At 56.1% G+C, this 19,698-nt stretch carries 17 protein-coding genes; 1 reads left to right on the top strand and 16 read right to left on the bottom strand.

Annotated elements, in window-relative coordinates; translation table 11 throughout:
• Position 1 precedes the first annotated feature (1 nt).
• The 9 genes from cydA to sdhC form a co-directional block, all read right to left on the bottom strand.
• The gene (gene cydA / locus J2X14_RS14435) at positions 2-1,570 is read right to left on the bottom strand and encodes a cytochrome ubiquinol oxidase subunit I (RefSeq protein ID WP_352411867.1); all 1,569 of its coding nucleotides are present in this window, start codon (positions 1,568-1,570) and stop codon (positions 2-4) included.
• A gap of 706 nt (positions 1,571-2,276) precedes the next feature.
• Positions 2,277-3,152: a succinate--CoA ligase subunit alpha gene (sucD, locus tag J2X14_RS14430; protein WP_352411866.1), complete on the bottom strand. Its 876-nt coding sequence runs from the start codon at positions 3,150-3,152 to the stop codon at positions 2,277-2,279.
• Complete coding sequence (sucC, locus tag J2X14_RS14425) at positions 3,152-4,318, bottom strand: ADP-forming succinate--CoA ligase subunit beta (protein ID WP_352411865.1); 1,167 nt, start codon at positions 4,316-4,318, stop codon at positions 3,152-3,154. The genes sucD and sucC overlap by 1 nt, the downstream gene beginning before the upstream one ends.
• 69 nt (positions 4,319-4,387) lie before the next feature.
• Positions 4,388-5,611: a 2-oxoglutarate dehydrogenase complex dihydrolipoyllysine-residue succinyltransferase gene (odhB, locus tag J2X14_RS14420; protein WP_352411864.1), complete on the bottom strand. Its 1,224-nt coding sequence runs from the start codon at positions 5,609-5,611 to the stop codon at positions 4,388-4,390.
• Positions 5,612-5,624: 13 nt separating this feature from the next.
• Positions 5,625-8,432, bottom strand: a complete 2,808-nt coding sequence (gene sucA / locus J2X14_RS14415; protein WP_352411863.1) for a 2-oxoglutarate dehydrogenase E1 component — start codon at positions 8,430-8,432, stop codon at positions 5,625-5,627.
• A gap of 257 nt (positions 8,433-8,689) precedes the next feature.
• Positions 8,690-9,406 carry a succinate dehydrogenase iron-sulfur subunit gene (locus J2X14_RS14410; protein WP_352411862.1) on the bottom strand — a complete coding sequence of 239 codons (717 nt, stop codon included), beginning with the start codon at positions 9,404-9,406 and terminating at the stop codon, positions 8,690-8,692.
• Positions 9,407-9,422: 16 nt separating this feature from the next.
• On the bottom strand, positions 9,423-11,189 hold the full coding sequence (gene sdhA / locus J2X14_RS14405) for a succinate dehydrogenase flavoprotein subunit (protein ID WP_352411861.1): 1,767 nt from the start codon (positions 11,187-11,189) through the stop codon (positions 9,423-9,425).
• Between the two features lie 2 nt (positions 11,190-11,191).
• Positions 11,192-11,539 (bottom strand): succinate dehydrogenase membrane anchor subunit, encoded by a 348-nt coding sequence (gene sdhD, locus J2X14_RS14400; RefSeq protein ID WP_352411860.1) that lies wholly within the window; start codon positions 11,537-11,539, stop codon positions 11,192-11,194.
• Positions 11,533-11,970: a succinate dehydrogenase cytochrome b556 subunit gene (sdhC, locus tag J2X14_RS14395; RefSeq protein WP_352411859.1), complete on the bottom strand. Its 438-nt coding sequence runs from the start codon at positions 11,968-11,970 to the stop codon at positions 11,533-11,535. The genes sdhD and sdhC overlap by 7 nt, the downstream gene beginning before the upstream one ends.
• 574 nt (positions 11,971-12,544) lie before the next feature.
• On the opposite strand from sdhC, the gene J2X14_RS14390 reads away from it, so the two are divergent.
• Positions 12,545-13,828, top strand: coding sequence for a citrate synthase (locus J2X14_RS14390; protein ID WP_352411858.1), 1,284 nt, complete (start codon positions 12,545-12,547; stop codon positions 13,826-13,828).
• A 216-nt stretch (positions 13,829-14,044) separates the two neighbouring features.
• Here the strand turns inward: J2X14_RS14390 and nei are convergent, their stop codons facing one another.
• Genes nei through pxpB form a run of 7 tightly spaced genes read right to left on the bottom strand, consistent with a single transcriptional unit; the run spans position 14,045 to position 19,599 of the window.
• On the bottom strand, positions 14,045-14,833 hold the full coding sequence (nei, locus tag J2X14_RS14385; RefSeq protein WP_352411857.1) for an endonuclease VIII: 789 nt from the start codon (positions 14,831-14,833) through the stop codon (positions 14,045-14,047).
• Positions 14,834-14,845: 12 nt separating this feature from the next.
• Positions 14,846-15,493 carry a pyroglutamyl-peptidase I gene (pcp, locus tag J2X14_RS14380; protein WP_352411856.1) on the bottom strand — a complete coding sequence of 216 codons (648 nt, stop codon included), beginning with the start codon at positions 15,491-15,493 and terminating at the stop codon, positions 14,846-14,848.
• 7 nt (positions 15,494-15,500) lie between these two features.
• Positions 15,501-16,517 (bottom strand): DUF979 domain-containing protein, encoded by a 1,017-nt coding sequence (locus J2X14_RS14375; protein ID WP_352411855.1) that lies wholly within the window; start codon positions 16,515-16,517, stop codon positions 15,501-15,503.
• On the bottom strand, positions 16,517-17,245 hold the full coding sequence (locus tag J2X14_RS14370) for a DUF969 domain-containing protein (protein WP_352411854.1): 729 nt from the start codon (positions 17,243-17,245) through the stop codon (positions 16,517-16,519). Before J2X14_RS14370 ends, J2X14_RS14375 begins: the two co-directional genes overlap by 1 nt.
• Positions 17,246-17,286: 41 nt before the next feature.
• Positions 17,287-18,027 carry a 5-oxoprolinase subunit PxpA gene (gene pxpA, locus J2X14_RS14365; RefSeq protein WP_352411853.1) on the bottom strand — a complete coding sequence of 247 codons (741 nt, stop codon included), beginning with the start codon at positions 18,025-18,027 and terminating at the stop codon, positions 17,287-17,289.
• Positions 18,017-18,949 (bottom strand): 5-oxoprolinase subunit PxpC, encoded by a 933-nt coding sequence (pxpC, locus tag J2X14_RS14360; RefSeq protein WP_352411852.1) that lies wholly within the window; start codon positions 18,947-18,949, stop codon positions 18,017-18,019. The genes pxpA and pxpC overlap by 11 nt, the downstream gene beginning before the upstream one ends.
• Positions 18,943-19,599, bottom strand: a complete 657-nt coding sequence (gene pxpB / locus J2X14_RS14355; RefSeq protein WP_352411851.1) for a 5-oxoprolinase subunit PxpB — start codon at positions 19,597-19,599, stop codon at positions 18,943-18,945. The genes pxpC and pxpB overlap by 7 nt, the downstream gene beginning before the upstream one ends.
• Between the last annotated feature and the right edge of the window lie 99 nt (positions 19,600-19,698).

The following is a 19,698-nucleotide window of genomic DNA, read 5'->3' as shown; positions in this document are numbered from 1 at the left end:
TTTACTGTACCGGCTGCGAAGCGATAGTGGACTGCTCATAGTGGTAGCGTCCGGTTTTCAGGCTGCTGGGCCCCAGGCGGGCAAACTTGAACATCAGATACATTTCCACCACCAGGAAGAGCGTATAGAGGCCGCAAATCAGTCCCATGGAGAACAGCAGATCGCCGACGGTCAAGGTAGAGTTTGCCACGGCGGTGGGCAGCACTTCGCCAATCGCCCACGGCTGACGGCCATACTCGGCAACGAACCAACCTGATTCAATGGCAATCCACGGCAATGGGATGCCATACAGCGCGGCCTTCAGCAGCCAGCGGCGTTTCCCGATGCGGTTACGGATAACGCTCCAGAACGAGAGACCGATAATGGCGAGCATCAGCATGCCGCTCAGCACCATAATGCGGAAAGAGAAATAGAGCGGCGCCACGCGCGGGATTGAATCCTGCGTTGCCAGCTTGATCTGCGCTTCCGTTGCGTCCGTCACATTCGGCGTATAGCGTTTCAGCAGCAGACCGTAACCCAGATCCTGCTTGTGACCGTTAAACGCTTCGCGCACCGCCGGATCGCTATTGCCCGCCTGCAGCTCTTCCAGCAGATGATAGGCTTTCATGCCGTTGCGGATGCGTACTTCATGCTGCACCAGCAGATCTTTCAGGCCGGTGACCGGTTGGTCCACTGAACGTGTCGCAATCAGGCCCAGCAGATAAGGAATTTGAATGGCGTAGCTGTTTTCTTGCGTCAGCTGATCGGGCAGGCCAAACAAGGTAAAGGCGGCCGGTGCAGGCTGCGTTTCCCATTCGGCTTCAATCGCCGCCAGCTTGGTTTTCTGCACATCGCCCATTTCATAGCCCGATTCATCGCCCAGCACGATCACCGACAGTATCGCCGCCATGCCGAAGCTGGCTGCGATAGCAAAAGAGCGTTTAGCGAAGGCCAGGTCGCGCCCGCGCAGCAAGTAATAAGCGCTGATGCCAAGAATAAACATCGCGCCGGTGGTATAGCCTGCGGCCACGGTATGCACAAATTTCACCTGCGCCACCGGGTTCAGCACCAGCTCGGAGAAGCTCACCATCTCCATACGCATGGTTTCAAAGTTAAACTCTGAGGCAATAGGGTTCTGCATCCAGCCATTAGCGACCAGGATCCAGAGCGCGGAGAAGTTAGAGCCCAACGCCACCAGCCAGGTCACCGCCATGTGCTGCACTTTGCTCAGCCGATCCCAGCCAAAGAAGAACAGGCCAACAAAAGTAGATTCAAGGAAGAAGGCCATCAAACCTTCAATCGCCAGCGGGGCACCGAAAATATCGCCGACGTAGTGGGAATAGTATGACCAGTTGGTCCCGAACTGGAACTCCATAGTCAGGCCCGTTGCCACGCCCAGCGCAAAGTTGATGCCAAACAACTTGCCCCAGAATTTGGTCATATCTTTATAGATTTGTTTACCCGACAGGACATAAACGGTTTCCATGATCGCCAGCAGAAACGCCATACCCAGCGTTAACGGGACGAAGAGGAAGTGGTACATCGCAGTCAGGGCAAACTGTAAACGTGACAGTTCGACGATATCAAACATCTTAACCCCTTGCTCTTTTCTAAAAGCAGTTAAAACATGCGGCTGACTTGCCAAAAAAAGCAGGCAAATAGCGCCATGCTGCTTGCTGTTTAAAATAAAACGCTATTTTTATTTTGCTGTTTAACAGACAGGAAAAATCATGCCCGCAGGCAGCAAACGAAAGAGAGTAGATAAACTCACCATCAGTGAGACGGCAATATCATACCCCTACAAACGGTACGGTAAAGCGAAATTATCGTGATCCTTCCAATATTTTTTGATCTGGACGCAGATTTAACCTGAACGTGTTACTCAGGTCTGATATGACCTGGCGCAATAAAATCAAAAAGGAAAGGCATCGCTAATTATAAATTTAACATCAAAGGCTTAGCCTAAAATTATCAATAACGTTAAATATAATCATCAGTGTTTACCAAACAAGTAATAAATATGTTAAAAGCGTGTTTTAAATAATCGAAATCGGTAATGCCTTATTTAAAAACAAGCTAAATAATACTTTATAAATAACGTTTTCTTTCCTCTAAGCAACTCTGTATTTTCCGGGCAATTCCAGTGATAAAAAGGAAGCCGCGTTTTTATTGCCGGAAATTTCACAATTAATAAACCTGTAGTTATTTTATTTTTAACACATGCGCGCAGCGAGAAAATAGCAGCCATAAAAAAGGCCACCCGAAGGTGGCCAATATGTCGAATAATCTGACACAGATTATTTTAGAGGGAGTACTGCTTTTACTGCGTCGCCAATGTCTGCCAGGCTACGAACGGTTTTTACGCCAGCCGCTTCCAGCGCAGCGAATTTCTCATCCGCCGTGCCTTTACCACCAGCAATAATGGCGCCCGCGTGACCCATACGCTTGCCTTTCGGCGCGGTAACACCAGCAATGTAGCCCACAACCGGTTTGGTCACGTGTTCTTTAATAAAGGCCGCCGCCTCTTCTTCCGCGCTGCCGCCGATTTCACCGATCATCACGATCGCTTCCGTCTGCGGGTCATCCTGGAACATTTGCAGGATGTCGATAAAGTTGGAGCCCGGAATCGGGTCGCCGCCGATACCCACGCAGGTGGACTGACCGTAGCCGATATCGGTGGTCTGCTTAACGGCTTCATAGGTCAGCGTACCGGAACGTGAAACGATACCGATGCGGCCCGGCTGATGAATGTGGCCCGGCATGATGCCAATTTTACATGCGCCCGGCGTGATAACGCCCGGACAGTTCGGGCCGATCATGCGCACGCCCGCTTCATCCAGCTTCACTTTCACCGTCAGCATATCCAGCGTCGGGATACCTTCGGTAATGGTGATAATCAGTTTGATACCGGCATCGATCGCTTCCAGGATGCCGTCTTTACAGAAAGGTGCCGGAACATAGATAACGGATGCGGTTGCGCCAGTGGCTTCCACCGCCTCGCGCACGGTATTAAATACCGGCAGGCCCAGATGCGTGGTGCCGCCTTTACCTGGGGTTACGCCGCCAACCAGCTGCGTACCGTAGGCCAGCGCCTGTTCAGAGTGGAATGTACCCTGACCGCCGGTAAAGCCCTGGCAGATCACTTTGGTGTTTTTGTCGATCAAAATGGACATTATTTACCCTCCGCTGCAGCAACAACGCGTTGGGCCGCGTCGGTCAGGCTGGTTGCTGCAATAATGTTCAGACCGCTGTCCGCCAGTTTCTGTGCGCCCAGCTCAGCGTTGTTCCCTTCAAGACGCACCACTACCGGTACGTTGACGCCCACTTCCGCTACCGCGCCGATGATGCCATCAGCAATCAGGTCGCAGCGTACGATGCCGCCGAAAATGTTAACGAATACCGCTTTTACCGCGTCGTCAGACAGGATGATCTTAAAGGCTTCGGTTACGCGCTCTTTGGTTGCGCCGCCGCCAACGTCAAGGAAGTTAGCAGGCTGGCCGCCGTGGTGTTTCACGATGTCCATGGTGCCCATCGCCAGACCCGCGCCGTTGACCATACAGCCGATATTGCCTTCCAGCGCAACGTAGTTGAGCTCCCATTGGGTCGCGTGCGCTTCGCGCGGATCTTCCTGGCTCGGATCGCGCATTTCACGCAGCTCCGGCTGACGGAACATAGCGTTGCCGTCTGCGCCCAGTTTGCCGTCCAGGCAAATCAGGTCGCCCTGTTTGGTGATAACCAGCGGGTTGATCTCAACCAGCGCCAGGTCACGTTCCAGGAACAGCGTCGCCAGGCCCATGAAAATTTTGGTGAACTGATTAACCTGTTTGCCGCTCAGGCCGAGTTTAAACGCCAGCTCGCGACCCTGATAAGGCTGCGGGCCGGTCAGCGGATCCAGCGCCATTTTGTGAATCAGTTCCGGCGTCTCTTCCGCGACTTTTTCAATCTCAACGCCGCCTTCGGTGGAAGCCATAAACACCACGCGACGCGAGCTGCGGTCAACCACGGCGCCCAGGTAGAGTTCCTGATCAATATCGGTCGCGGCTTCAACCAGAATCTGGTTAACCGGCTGGCCTTCCGCATCCGTTTGGTAAGTGACCAGACGTTTACCCAGCCAGTTTTCAGCAAAGGTACGAATCTCTTCTTTGCTGTTAACTACCTTCACACCGCCCGCTTTACCACGGCCACCGGCATGAACCTGACATTTTACTACCCACGGACCTGCGCCAATTTTAGAGGCCGCTTCTTCCGCTTCACGTGGCGTAGTGCAGGCGTAACCGGTCGGTGCCGGTAAGCCATACCGTGCAAACAGCTGTTTCGCCTGGTACTCGTGTAAGTTCATGATGTTCTATCCATTCAGGTCTGAAAAGATTAATAAGGTTGGGCGCGGCCATCACCGCGCCCGGCAACATTAAACGTCCAGCAGCAGGCGCGCCGGATCTTCCAGCATCTCTTTCACTGCCACCAGATAACCCACGGATTCGCGGCCATCAATCAGGCGGTGATCGTAAGAGAGCGCCAGATACATCATTGGCAGCACCACAACCTGACCATTAACCGCCATCGGGCGATCTTTGATGGCGTGCATGCCAAGGATGGCGCTCTGCGGCGGGTTGATGATCGGCGTGGACATCAGCGAACCGAAGACGCCGCCGTTGGTGATGGTAAAGTTACCGCCGGTCAGCTCTTCTACCGTCAGCTTGCCGTCACGGCCTTTTACCGCCAGCTCTTTAATTTTCTTCTCGATATCCGCCATGCTCAGCGTATCGACATCGCGCAGAACCGGCGTCACCAGGCCACGCGGCGTGGAAACGGCGATGCTGACGTCAAAGTAGTTGTGATACACCACATCATCACCGTCGATGGAGGCGTTCACTTCCGGGAAGCGTTTCAGCGCTTCCACTACCGCTTTGATATAGAAGGACATAAAGCCCAGGCGCACGCCATGACGCTTCTCGAAGGCATCGCCGTACTGCTTACGCAGATCCATGATCGGCTTCATGTTGACTTCGTTGAAGGTCGTCAGCATTGCGGTGCTGTTTTTGGCTTCCAGCAGACGCTCGGCAACGCGCTTACGCAGACGCGTCATCGGTACGCGCTTCTCGCTGCGACCGGCCAGCGGCTGCGGCGCGGCGGCCTGCGGCTTCGACTCCGCTTTCGCGGCGGCCGGTGCAGGCTGCTGCTTCAGATGTTTTTCCACATCTTCACGCGTGAGGCGTCCGCCCACGCCGGTGCCTTTGATGGCCGCGGCGTCCAGGCTATGCTCAGCGATCAGGCGACGAATCGCCGGGCTGAGCGCATCGTTGCTCTCTTCTTCCAGCGAAGCGGACTGGCGCTGCGCCGGGGTCGATTCTTTGCTTTCGGCTTTAGCAGCGGTCTCTTTGCCGCCACTGTTGCCTTCTTTCAGGCGTCCCAGAATCTGACGAGAGGTCACGGTTGCGCCCTCATCTTCCAGCACGGCTTCCAGCACGCCGTCGGCGGAAGCAGGCACTTCCAGCACGACTTTATCGGTCTCGATTTCTACCAGTACTTCATCGCGGCTTACCGCATCGCCCGGTTTCTTATGCCATGTTGCTACGGTGGCATCAGCAACAGATTCAGGCAGGTCGGGAACGAGAATATCTACGCTACTCATTATCTTTCCTTATTTAATCAACGTTCAGCGCGTCATTAACCAGGTCTTGCTGCTGTTTCAGGTGTACAGACATGTAACCTACAGCAGGTGAAGCGGAAGCCGGACGTCCGGCATAACGTAAAGAAGCACCAAAAGGAACCACTTCGCGGAAGTGATGCTGGCTGCAATACCAGGCACCCTGGTTCAGCGGCTCCTCCTGACACCAAACGAAATCATGCACATGCGCGTAAGGCTGCAACGCTTCCTGTACCGCTTTGTGCGGGAAAGGATAAAGCTGCTCTACACGTACGATAGCGACATCGTTTTGTTCATTTTTGCGGCGCTGCTCCAGCAGATCGTAATAGACCTTACCGGCGCACAGCACCACGCGTTTTACGGCTTGCGGATCGAGGTCATCGACTTCGCCAATCGCTGGCTGGAAGCTGCCGTTCGCCAGCTCATCCAGCGAGGAAACCGCCAGTGGATGACGCAGCAGCGATTTCGGCGACATCACCACCAACGGACGACGCATACCGCGCAGCGCCTGGCGGCGCAGCATGTGATAAACCTGCGCCGGGGTCGATGGCACGCAAACCTGCATGTTCTGCTCTGCGCACAGCTGGAGGTAACGCTCCAGACGCGCCGAGGAGTGCTCCGGTCCCTGCCCTTCATAGCCGTGCGGCAGCAGCATAACCAGACCGCACATCCGGCCCCATTTCTGTTCGCCGGAGCTGATGAACTGATCGATCACCACCTGCGCGCCGTTGGCAAAGTCGCCAAACTGCGCTTCCCAGATGGTCAGGGTACGCGGCTCTGCGGTGGCGTAACCATATTCAAACGCCAGCACCGCTTCTTCCGACAGCACCGAGTCCCAGACTCTGAACTGGCCCTGGCCGTTATGGATATGCTGCAGCGGCGTCCAGGTCGAGCCGTTCGCCTGGTTATGTACTACCGCATGGCGATGGAAGAAGGTGCCGCGCCCGGAATCTTCGCCGGAAATACGCACCGGAATGCCTTCATCGACCAGCGTAGCGTAAGCGAGGTTTTCCGCCGCGCCCCAGTCAAACAGCTTATTGCCCGCCGCCATTTCGGCGCGGTCGTTGTAAATTTTCGCCACGCGCGACTGCACCTCTACCGACTCCGGCACCTGACTGATGCGTTTCGCCAGTTCCTGCAGACGTTTGAACTCCACGCTTGCCGGGTAGCTTTCATCCCACTCATGGTTGAGATAAGGCGACCAGGTGAAAGAGTGCAGGCTCATTGGACGCCATTCCGGCACCACGCATTCGCCCGCATCCAGCGCGTCACGATAAAGATTAACCATTTCCGTGGCGTCTTCCAGATTAATCGCCTGCTCCGCTTCCAGACGATCGGCGTAAATTTTACGCGGCGTCGGATGCTTTTTGATTTTCTGGTACATCACCGGCTGGGTTGCGCTTGGCTCATCCGCTTCGTTATGGCCGTGGCGGCGATAGCAAACCAAATCGATAAAGACGTCACGCTTAAAGGTATTACGGAAATCAAGCGCCAGGCGGGTGACAAACGCCACCGCTTCCGGATCATCCGCATTGACGTGGAAAATAGGCGACTGCACCATTTTGCCGATGTCGGTACAATATTGCGTTGAACGGGCATCTTTCGGGTTTGAAGTGGTGAAACCGATCTGGTTGTTAATCACGATACGCACCGTACCGCCCACTTCATAACCGCGCGCCTGCGACATGTTCAGGGTTTCCTGAACCACGCCCTGACCGATCACCGCCGCATCGCCATGAATGGTAATCGGCAGCACTTTATTGCTGACCGGCTCATCCAGACGATCCAGACGCGCGCGCACCGAACCCATTACCACCGGACTCACGATTTCCAGGTGCGACGGGTTAAACGCCAGCGCCAGGTGAACCATGCCGCCTTCGGTTTCCACATCGGACGAGAAGCCCATATGGTATTTCACGTCGCCGGTGCCAAGGTGCTCTTTGTGTTTGCCTGCGAACTCGTCAAACAGATCCTGCGGTTTTTTGCCGAGGACGTTAATCAGTACGTTAAGACGACCGCGGTGCGCCATACCCAGCACCACTTCGCGCGTGCCGCTTTTGCCCGCGTGACGAATCATCTCACGCAGCATCGGCACCAGCGCGTCGCCGCCCTCCAGCGAGAAGCGTTTCGCGCCAGGGAATTTAGCACCCAGGTAACGCTCCAGCCCTTCTGCGGCGGTCAGCTCTTTCAGGAAGCCTTTTTTCTCTTCCGTGGAAAATGCGGCGTGCCCCACTACCGATTCGAGACGCTGTTGCAGCCAGCGTTTTTCATCGGTATTAGTGATGTGCATATATTCCGCGCCGATCGGGCCGCAGTAGGTTTGCTTCAGCGCGTTAATCAGTTCGCCTAACGGCATGCGGTCTTTGCCGATAGCAAAGGAACCGACATTGAAGGTTTCCTGATAATCTTCTTCGCTTAAGCCGTGGAACGCCGGATCGAGGTCAGATACGTGCTCCTGCTGCCACAGGCCAAGCGGATCGAGATTCGCATGCTGATGACCACGGAAGCGATAGGCGTTGATCAGCTGCAGGACTTTTACCTGTTTGGCATTCGCATCGGGATCGCCAACGGACGCGGCGTAACGCGAGGTATCTTTTGCCAGACGACGGAAATAGTCGCGCGTCGAGGAGTGGAACTGCTCAGGCCTGAGCCCGGTGCCGGGAAGCTGTTGGAACATGTCGCGCCATACAGCATCAACAGAGTCAGGATCGGTGAGAAAATCCTCATAGAGCTGCTCTATGTAAGATTGGTTCGCGCCGGCCAGCCAGGAAGAGTCAAGCCAGGGCTTCATTGCGCTGTTCTGCATTGTGATCCCTTAAGCATTACATGCTTTTTTCGAGGTTTCATTGTTGCCGGGTTACCGGCTTGCCCAACGCTGTGTCGCGCACCTGCTTGTAAAGCGCTCGCCACAGCCAGATTCCAGTTCAGCGATACGAGCGTGTTGGGCAATCGATGCCCTGGCCCGTAAGGGAACCTTGGTAAGATTTTTCACCGCATCGTGACAGACCTTACCAGGGTCTCCGTAAAACATCCGGGAACCTGGGTTCCCGGATGGGGTTACTGTTATGCGTTACGCTGCAATAGCATCGACTTAATATGGCCGATAGCCTTGGTCGGGTTCAGCCCTTTTGGACACACGCTGACACAGTTCATAATGCTGTGGCAGCGGAATACGCTGAAAGCATCGCTCAAATCGTCCAGACGCGCGTTGGTTTCCGTATCGCGGCTGTCGATCAGGAAGCGATAGGAGGCCAGCAGCCCCGCCGGTCCGACGAACTTGTCCGGGTTCCACCAGAACGACGGACATGACGTTGAGCAGCAGGCGCACAGGATACATTCGTACAGGCCATCCAGATGCGCACGATCTTCCGGAGATTGCAAATGCTCGCGTGCCGGAGGATTTGTGCCATTATTCAACAAGTAAGGCTTAATCTTCTCATACTGCTTGTAGAACTGACCCATGTCCACGACTAAGTCGCGCACCACCGGCAGACCAGGCAGCGGACGGATAACGATCTTCTTCTTGCCGTTGCCTAGCGCCGAAACCGGCGTGATGCAGGCCAGACCGTTACGACCGTTCATATTCAGGCCGTCAGAGCCGCAAACGCCCTCACGGCAGGAACGACGAAACGCCAGCGTCGGGTCTTGTTCTTTCAGTTTAATCAGGGCGTCCAGCAGCATCATGTCGCGACCGTCTTCCGCTTCCAGGCTGTAATCCTGCATGCGCGGCGCGTCATCCACGTCCGGGTTATAACGATAAATGGAAAATTCGAGTCTCATCGTCTCTTCTCCGCAATTAGTAGGTACGCACTTTCGGCGGGAAAGCGGCGCGCAGTTTCGGCTGCATGTTCACCTCACGGCGCGTCATGCTTTCGGTATGCGGCAGATAGAGCGAATGGCACAGCCAGTTCTCATCGTCACGTTCCGGGTAGTCAAAACGGCTATGGGCGCCGCGGCTCTCCGTGCGGTAATTCGCTGCTACGGCCGTAGCAAAAGCGGTTTCCATCAGGTTATCCAGCTCCAGACATTCGATACGCTGGGTGTTGAAATCGCTGGAACGATCGTCAAGACGCGCCAGCTTCAGGCGCTCACGGATCTGTTTCAGATCTTCCAGCCCTTTCGCCATCGCATCGCCTTCACGGAACACCGAGAAGTTATTTTGCATGCAGCTTTGCAGCGCCTTACGGATTTCAACCGGATCTTCACCCGTGGTGTTGTTGTCCCAGCGATGATAGCGCGCCATCGCGGCATCGATATCTTCCGGCGTGGCATCGCGCAGCGGCCCCTGCTCCTGGATTGACTCCAGCAGATGCAGACCTGCCGCACGGCCAAACACCACCAGGTCCAGCAGCGAGTTGCCGCCCAGGCGGTTAGCGCCATGTACCGATACGCAGGCGATTTCACCAACGGCGAACAGGCCCGGCACCACGACATCTTCCCCTTTTTCATTCAGGGTCAACGCCTGGCCGCTTACTTTGGTCGGAATGCCGCCCATCATATAGTGGCAGGTTGGGATCACCGGAATCGGCTCTTTTACCGGGTCAACGTGAGCAAAGGTGCGCGAAAGTTCCAGGATGCCCGGCAGACGGGACTCCAGCACCTCTTTACCCAGATGATCCAGCTTCAGCTTAATGTGCGGGCCCCACGGACCTTCGCAGCCGCGGCCTTCACGAATCTCAATCATCATGGAGCGCGCGACCACGTCACGGCCCGCCAGATCTTTGGCGTTCGGCGCGTAACGCTCCATAAAGCGTTCGCCATGTTTATTCAGCAGGTAACCGCCTTCGCCACGACAGCCTTCGGTTACCAGCACGCCTGCACCGGCGATGCCGGTTGGGTGGAATTGCCACATCTCCATATCCTGCACCGGCACGCCTGCGCGCAGCGCCATGCCGACGCCGTCGCCGGTATTGATATGGGCATTGGTGGTGGACTGATAGATACGGCCCGCGCCGCCGGTGGCCAGCACCGTGGCCTTCGCTTTGAAATAGACCACTTCGCCGGTTTCAATGCTCAGCGCAGTACAGCCCACCACCGCGCCATCCTGGTTTTTCACCAGATCCAGCGCATACCATTCGGAGAAGATGGTGGTTTTGTTTTTCAGGTTCTGCTGATAGAGCGTGTGCAACAGCGCATGGCCGGTACGGTCAGCCGCCGCTGCGGTACGTGCCGCCTGCTCGCCGCCGAAGTTACGCGACTGGCCGCCGAACGGACGTTGATAAATGCGACCATCTTCCAGACGGGAAAACGGCAGGCCCATATGTTCCAGCTCCAGAATCGCTTCCGGGCCGGTTTTACACATATATTCGATCGCGTCCTGGTCACCGATATAATCGGAGCCTTTGACGGTGTCGTACATGTGCCATTCCCAGTTGTCCTCATGGGTATTCCCCAGCGCGACGGTGATACCGCCCTGCGCGGAAACAGTATGGGAACGGGTCGGGAAAACTTTAGACAGCAGGGCGCAGCTCTGGCCCGACTGTGAAATTTGTAGGGCCGCACGCATACCTGCGCCGCCTGCCCCGATAACTACGGCATCAAACTCTCTGACTGGCAAATTCATTCTCACGCACCCCACACCACAACAGTTCCATAAATTGCATAAACCAACAGCGCAACAACGATAGCCAGCTGTAACAGCAGACGCCACGCCAGAGGTTTAACGTAGTCTGTCAGGACCTGCCACATGCCGATCCAGCCGTGAATCACGGTAGAAAACAGCGTCAGCAGCGTGAAGACCTTGGTAAAGGAAGAGGCGAAGAAGGCGCGCCAGATATCATACGTCAGCGTATCTGACACAATGATGAAACCGAGAATATATAAGGTGTAAAGCGTGATCAGGATTGCAGTAGCGCGCAGCAGCAGCCAGTCCTGCACGCCATTGCGACCCAGTGCAGTAGCATTGCTTACCATACGAGGACTCCAGCCAGAATTGAAAGCACGATAGTGATACCAAAACAGATATGCGCAGAGCTGTTACCCACCCGCTGCGTTTCTGCCAGATAACCAAAATCCATTAACATATGACGGATACCGCCAACAGTATGCCAGGCCAGCGCGGTGAGGATGCCCCACATAATGAACTTAGCAAAAAAGCTGTTCATCACGGCAGATGCCTGCAGGAAGCCTTCAGGTGAGGAGAGCGAGAGTCCCAGTAGCCAGAGCAGAATACCGACGGCCACAAAACTAATGACGCCGGAAACGCGGTGGAGAATGGACGATATTGCAGTAACGGGAAACCGGATCGTAGTGAGATCCAAGTTGACAGGTCTTTGTTTTTTCACGGTTTTGCCCACACAGCTTTTCTTATTTTGCTTCCTCCGGGCCTGAAGGTGGAAAGCCATCGAGACTTGTGCACCGGCACCATAACAGCAACATCCAGTGTTAATTGAAGCGGTAAAACGCTGGGTGGCTCCTGGTGTCAGGGTATTCCGGAGACCTGGCGGCAGTATAGGACGATCACATTCTCATTACAATTGATCTACAAACGCTTTAGCGACATTTAAGTGGAACAGTGATCGACCTCACGGTTTTCATATTTTAAACAAATTTAATTATCTGATTTGACAAAACTTCAACAATTCAGTTACAAACTAACGCACGAAAGTCCTATGATGCGTAAAAGTTATGGGGATACACTTTACCCTTAAACGCAAGTTATGTAACAGTGATGAAATAAATTGCTAAACGCATCAGGTTATTAGTTAAAATTTATAATGACCAGCACGGATCTTTAACAACCACAGAACGCATTAGCATCGTGGCTGCCGGACACGTTCCGACCGCGCCCGTCACTCTGTACCCTGCAAGCAATACATGTCACAGAGTCGATAGTCTGCAATTACTTCACGCAATTCGCAGCATGATGGTAACTTCGCTGTCAAAGATCCTACAAATATGGCGCTAAGGAGACTGTAAATGGCTGATAAAAAAGTGACGCTCACCCTGAATGGTGAGGCTCCTGTTGAGCTGGACGTGCTACAAGGTACGTTGGGCCAGGATGTTGTCGATGTCCGAAGCCTTGGCTCAAAGGGGTTGTTTACGTTTGACCCTGGTTTTACCTCTACTGCGTCCTGCGAATCCAAAATTACCTATATTGATGGTGATGAAGGCATTCTGCTTCACCGTGGTTTTCCGATCGATCAACTCGCCACGCACTCAAATTACCTGGAAGTCTGTTATATCCTGCTGAATGGTGAAACGCCCACTCAGGAACAGTTTGACGAGTTCCGTACCACGGTGACGCGTCACACCATGATTCATGAGCAGATTACCCGTCTGTTCCACGGTTTCCGCCGCGACTCGCACCCGATGGCGGTGATGTGCGGCGTGACCGGCGCACTGGCGGCGTTCTATCACGATTCACTGGATGTTAACATTGAGCGTCACCGCGAAATCGCGGCGTTCCGTCTGCTCTCTAAAATGCCGACCGTGGCGGCGATGTGCTACAAATATTCGATCGGCCAGCCGTTCGTCTATCCGCGCAATGACCTCTCCTATGCCGGTAACTTCCTGCATATGATGTTCGCCACGCCGTGTGAAGAGTATAAGGTGAATCCGGTGCTGGAGCGCGCCATGGATCGTATTCTGATCCTGCACGCGGATCATGAGCAGAACGCGTCAACCTCAACGGTGCGTACCGCGGGTTCGTCGGGCGCTAACCCGTTCGCCTGTATCGCGGCGGGCATCGCCTCGCTGTGGGGACCGGCGCACGGCGGCGCGAACGAAGCCTGTTTGCGTATGCTGGAAGAGATTAGCCACAAGGAACATATCCCGGAATTCGTCCGTCGCGCGAAAGATAAGAATGACTCTTTCCGCCTGATGGGCTTTGGTCATCGTGTGTATAAAAATTACGATCCGCGTGCAACGGTGATGCGCGATACCTGTCATGAAGTGCTGAATGAGCTGGGCATGAAGGATGATCTGCTGGAAGTGGCGATGGAGCTGGAGCATATTGCGCTGAACGACCCGTACTTTATTGAGCGCAAACTCTATCCGAACGTCGATTTCTACTCTGGCATTATTCTGAAAGCGATGGGTATTCCTTCTTCCATGTTCACCGTGATTTTTGCCATGGCGCGTACCGTTGGCTGGATCGCGCACTGGAAAGAGATGCACGACGAAGGCATGAAGATTGCACGTCCGCGTCAGCTCTATACCGGTTATGAGCAGCGTGAGTTTGAATCTAATCTGCCGAAGTAAGTTTTAGCGTAGAAAAAAGGGCCTGCGGGCCCTTTTTTTATGGTGCCTGCGCGGGAGACAAGGCCCGTTCGCAAAGACGCAAAAGACGGCATCCCTGCCAGCTCGGCCCGCGCCTTCCCTGGCGCGGGACGCTTTGCTCTTCGGTCCTTGTCTCCCCCGCCTCAGCATCGGTGTTTAAAGGGCCTGCGGGCCCTTTTTTATTGGCTGATACGCCGCTTAAAGCTGACAGCCAGGGCACCAGTAGAAGGGCCGCGACGACAGCGTGGTTTTTTCAATTGTTCCGCCACAGCGTTCGCAGCGTTTACCCGCCCGATGAAACACTTTAAAACTAAAGGCTGCGCCATGATGCGCACTTTTCATCGTGCCGCGCATGCGGTAAGAATGCCGCGGAATCGCCAGCAACGCATGCACCAAACGCTGTAGCTGCGTTTCGGTTAAATCCTGCGCCCGATGCTGCGGCGCCAGCGCCGCGTCCCACAGAATTTCCACGCGTAAATAGTTGCCCAGGCCCGCCAGAAAAGCCTGATCGAGCAGCAGACCGCTGAACTGGCGACGACGAAAACGCGGTGAAAGCAGGCGCTCGCGCACCGCCTCTTCACTCAGCGTCATATCCAGCACGTCCGGCCCGATACGCTGTAAAAACGGATGCGCCGCCAGCGTATCGCTGTTGTGCATCTCAATATCAGACGCGCTGTAGAGCAAAATAGTGTGATCGGGGCAGCCGAGCCGCACCCGCAATATCCGCTGCGTTTCAGGAATGCTGCCGGTTTTGACCACCCGCCAGACGCCATACAGCTGGTTATGACTGTAGAGCGTTAAGCCGTTGGAAAAATGCGTCAGCAATGCTTTGCCACGCGTTTCAATCGCGGTAACCGTTTCCCCCATCAACGCATTTTCATACGTTTTAAGCTGCGGAAAGGCAAACCAGACCTCGGTCAGAGGCTTGCCTGCAATGGCTTCTTCCAGCCGATCCGCCGCCCGGCGGATCTCTGGTCCTTCTGGCATAGCAATATCCTGTTAGTGCGTTGCGCCGCCAACCAGGCGCAGATCCTGTTCAGTACGTAGCGCAATGGTAATCGCCATCTCCAGCGCCAGAATGACGGTTTGTGCCGCCATGCTAGGCGCACCGGGATGATGAATCGCCTGCTGCGGCAAATAAGGAATATGAATAAATCCGCCGCGCACCTTGTTGTCCTGCTGGGCAAGACGATGCAGCAGCCCATACATCACATGGTTACAGACATAGGTGCCCGCCGTTTGCGACACCGAGGCAGGAATATTGGCTTCGCGTATTCCTTCGACAATCGCCTTAATCGGCAAGGTCGAAAAATAGGCCGCCGGGCCGCCGGGGATAATCGGCTCATCAATGGGCTGATTGCCGTTGTTATCGGGAATGCGCGCATCGTTAATGTTAATGCCAACGCGCTCAACGCTGATATCGGCTCGTCCACCGGCCTGCCCTACCGCAATGATCAGCTCCGGCTGGAGCGCCTCCATCTCGGCATACAGCGTGGTGAGCGCATCGCCAAAGGCGCAGGGCAGCTCTTTCGCCACCACCTGAAAGCCGCACAGCATGCGTTCGTGAAGCTGACGCACCGCTTCCCATGAAGGATTAATCTGTTCACCGCCGAAAGGCTCAAACGCTGTAATCAATACTGTTCTCATTAGCGCCTCACAGGAACATCAGGAAATAGAGCAAAAATATATTCACAATTAACAGTAGCACGCCGGTAGGCGTCTGCGCCTTAATGACCGCATTGCGGTCCGGCAGTTCCAGCAGCGCGGCGGGAACGATATTGAAATTCGCCGCCATTGGCGTCATCAAGGTGCCGCAATAGCCGGAGAACATGCCGATTGCCGCCATCACCGCCGGATTGCCGCCGTGCTGTAGCACCAGCACCGGAATGCCGATGCCTGCGGTAACAATCGGAAAAGCCGCAAAGGCGTTGCCCATGATCATGGTCAGTAGCGCCATGCCGAGCACAAACACCGTCACGGCAACAAAGCGATTATCCACTGCCAGATATTGCTCGGTGAGGTGCGCAATCGCACTACCGACGCCGGCAGTGGTAAACAGCAAGCCCAGCGTGGCGAGGATCTGCGGTAAAATAAACGCCCAGCCGATGGAATCCAGCAGGCGGCGCGTCTCCTGAAACGACTGCGCCGGACGCTCGCGGCTGATTTTTAGCGCCACCAGCCAGCCCACCAGACAGCCGACCGACATCGAAAACAGCGTCACCAGCGTAGCGTGGTTGCCTGCGCCAAACATGCCCTGTTGCAGGCCGGGAATATGATTAAACGCCAGCACACCTGCGACCGTTACCAGCGGAATCGCCAGCGCCGGTAAAAACAGGCGATTGCCTAAACGGCGAGCGCTCTGCTGACGCTCCTCTTCGCTACGCTGATGATAGCGCCCCAGCTTCACTCCGCCGAAACCGGCGATCAGCGCCATCGCTACCACCAGCGCGCCGATAAGAATATGCAGGCTGCGTGCGCCCTGCTCTCCGGAGCCGCTCAGCTGCTCCGCCAGCTGATAAGCCCAGTCGCCGACAAAAAATATCAGGCCGTACAGCCCCCAAAACAACCCGGTGGTGATCCGGCGTGGATTATCCTTATCGCGCCATGACATCAGCGCCACGACCAGCAGAATCGCACCGGCGAGCCAGAACAGATACTGTTGCTGAAACATTAGCGGCCTCCTTTCTGCTGTAACGCGGCATGATTCAGCGCGCTCAGCTCTGCCGCCAGCTTTTTATCCAGCCGACGCAAGCGCAGCGAGTGGATAATAAAGGCGCTAATCGCCGTCGGGATGCCCCACAGCGCAATATGCAACGGCTCGGTCTGGATGCCGCCTGATTCGAGCATAAAGTTATGCATGAAGATGATGGCGCCAAAGGCAACAAAAATATCCTCACCGAAAAACAGCCCAACGTTATCCGTCGCGGCGGACATGGCGCGCAGGCGATAGCGCACGTCGGCGGGCAGATCGCCGTAACGGTTTTCCGTTGCGCCTTCCGCCATCGGGGCCAGCAGCGGCCGCACCATTTGCGGGTGGCCGCCGAGGCTGGTCAGCCCCAGCGCCGCCGTGGCTTCACGCACCAACAGATAGATAATCAACAGGCGGCCGGTGGTGGCGGTTTTAATCGTGGCGATCCACGCCTGAGCGCGTTCTTTTAAGCCGTGTCGCTCCAGCAAACCGATCACCGCCAGCGGCAACAGCAAAATAAACGGCAGATTGCGGGTGTTGAGAAATCCGGATCCGAGCTTCTCCAGAATATCCGCCAGCGGCATATGGGCGGCGATACCGGTGATCAAACCGGCGATGATCACCACCAGCACCGGGTTAAAGCGCAGTAAAAAACCGACAATAATGGCTGCGATCCCTAATAAGGGCCACAGATTCACCAAAGGTTGCATAATTTCTCCTGATAAAAACCCGACGCGCGTCGGGCAAAGGGTCAGATTTCGCTGCTAACGGGAATATGCTGCGCGGCAAACGCCTCGCGCAGGCGTTGAGCAAATGCCAGCGCGTGCGGGCCGTCGCCGTGCAGACAAACCGTCTGCGCGCGCAGCTTCACCCATTCGCCGGTGACGCTGGCGACCTTACCCTGCTGCACCATGCTCAACGTGCGAGAAATGGCCTGTTGTTCATCGTCAATCATCGCGCCCGGCTGATTGCGCGGCACCAGCGACCCATCCGCCAGATAACCGCGATCGGCGAACACCTCTTCGCGGGTACGCAGCCCGTGATGCTGCGCTGCCCGGATTGATTCGCTGCCCGCCAGCCCCACCAGCAGCAGGTCAGCGCTCACCGCTTTCACCGCCCGGGCTATCGCATCCGCCAGCTGCGCATCGCGCGCGGCCTGGTTATACAGCATGCCGTGCGGCTTAACGTGGGTCAGCTTGCCGCCTTCGCTTTCCGCCAGCGTTTTCAGCGCGCCGATTTGATACAGCACCTGGGCATAGACCGTTTCCGGCGGCAGCTGCATGGCGCTGCGGCCAAAGTTTTCCCGATCGGGGAAAGCGGGATGCGCGCCAATCGCGACGCCAAACTCCAGCGCCCAGCGGATCGATTGCAGCATGGTTTGCGCATCGCCCGCATGGAAGCCGCAGGCGATATTGGCCGAGCTGACTAACTGCAACAGCGCGCGATCGTGGTTACAGCCTTCGCCTAAGTCGGCGTTTAAATCAATTTTCATCTTCCAGCCCCCATGCCATACGTTCAATGACTCGTCGCTGCTGCTCGCGCGCCTGTAACGCCTCTTCCAGCGTACAGTGAATAAAGTGGATCGGTTCGCCCAGACGGATCTGCGCCAGGTGATAAAGATCGGCTTCGATCACGCAGGCAATGCGTGGATAGCCGCCAGTGGTTTGCGCGTCCGCCATCAGCACAATCGGCTGACCGTTATGCGGCACCTGAATCACGCCGGGCAGCAGGCCATGGGAGAGCAGCTCGCGATTGCCGTTACGCGCCAGCGGTCTGCCCTGCAGGCGATAGCCCATGCGGTTACTTTGCGGATCGAGCCGCCAGGAGACGCGCCAGAAGGCCTCCTGCGACTCTTTACTGAACTCATGATATTCCGGGCCGGGCAGCGCGCGCAGGCGATTGCCCCACAGCAGCTGACGTACGCCGACAGCTTTACGGAACGCCTGCGTTGGCGCGGCGAGCGGCAGCGCGTCACCATCCTGCAGACGCCGCCCCTGCCAGCCGCCAAATTCCGCTTTGCTGTCGGTACTACAAGAGCCAAGCACCGGCGCAACGTCAAAGCCGCCGTTGATCGCCAGATAGCTGCGCATGCCGCGCACCGGCATCGACAGCGTCAGCCGCTGGCCTTTTTTTACCGGCAGACGCCAGCCGGTCCAGACCGGACGACCATCGAGATCGGCATTACAGCCCGCGCCGGTTAGTGCAAACCAGCCATCACGATCGAATTGCGCGCAAAACTGGCCCAGCGTAATTTCCAACACCGCCTGGGTTTGCGGATTACCCACCAGCAGATTGGCGGTACGCATTGCCGGTTCATCCAGCGCGCCGCCGCTGCTGATCCCCAGCTGACGCCAGCCGCCGCGGCCGCTGTCCTGCAGGGTGGTATTCATTCCGGCGCGAATAATTTTCAGCATACGCCCTCCTTCTGTGGGACAAAACGGACGCGATCGCCCGGACGCAATAGCGTGGGCGGCTGATGTTGCGGGTTAAACAAGGCCAGTTGGGTACGGCCTAACAGCTGCCAGCCGCCGGGCGACGCCAGCGGATAGATACCGGTTTGACTGCCGCCAATGCCCACCGATCCCGCCGGGACCAGCACGCGCGGTTCAGCGCGGCGCGGCGCATGCAGGCGGCGGTCTAACCCGCCCAGATAGGGGAAACCCGGCTGAAAGCCGATGAAATAGACCACATATTCGCCAGCGGCATGCGCCTCAACCAGCTGCTGCGGCGTCATCTGGCAGTGGCGCGCCACCTCGTCGAGATCGGGGCCAGCTTCGCCGCCGTAGATCACCGGAATGGCGACATCGCGCGACTCCGGCAATACCGCTTCGCTCTCTTCCCACCAGGTTTGCAGGCGTTCAATGGCGTCCAGCGCCTGATGTTGCGGGTCGCGCAGAATTACCGTGAGATTGTTCATGCCGGGGATCGCCTCCAGCACCTGCGGATAATCACGCAGGCGTTCTGTTAATCCCCAAATTCGCTGTTGGCTGAACAGCGAGACAGGCGGTTCCAGCTCAAGCACGACCGCGCGTTCCCCCAACAGGTAACAACGTGCCCTTTGCATAACTTACCTCCTGTTATAACTAAGTGTCTCAAACTTATTCATTTTGAGCAGATAGTTATGCTGAGATGCAGCAGGCGTGTCAACCGCTTTACATTAGGC

It is taken from the genome of Mixta sp. BE291, from assembly GCF_031457955.1.
Classification (GTDB): Bacteria; Pseudomonadota; Gammaproteobacteria; order Enterobacterales; family Enterobacteriaceae; genus Mixta.
The sequence above is the reverse complement of the archived record's forward strand: the minus strand, read 5'-3'. Positions and strand labels throughout refer to the sequence as shown.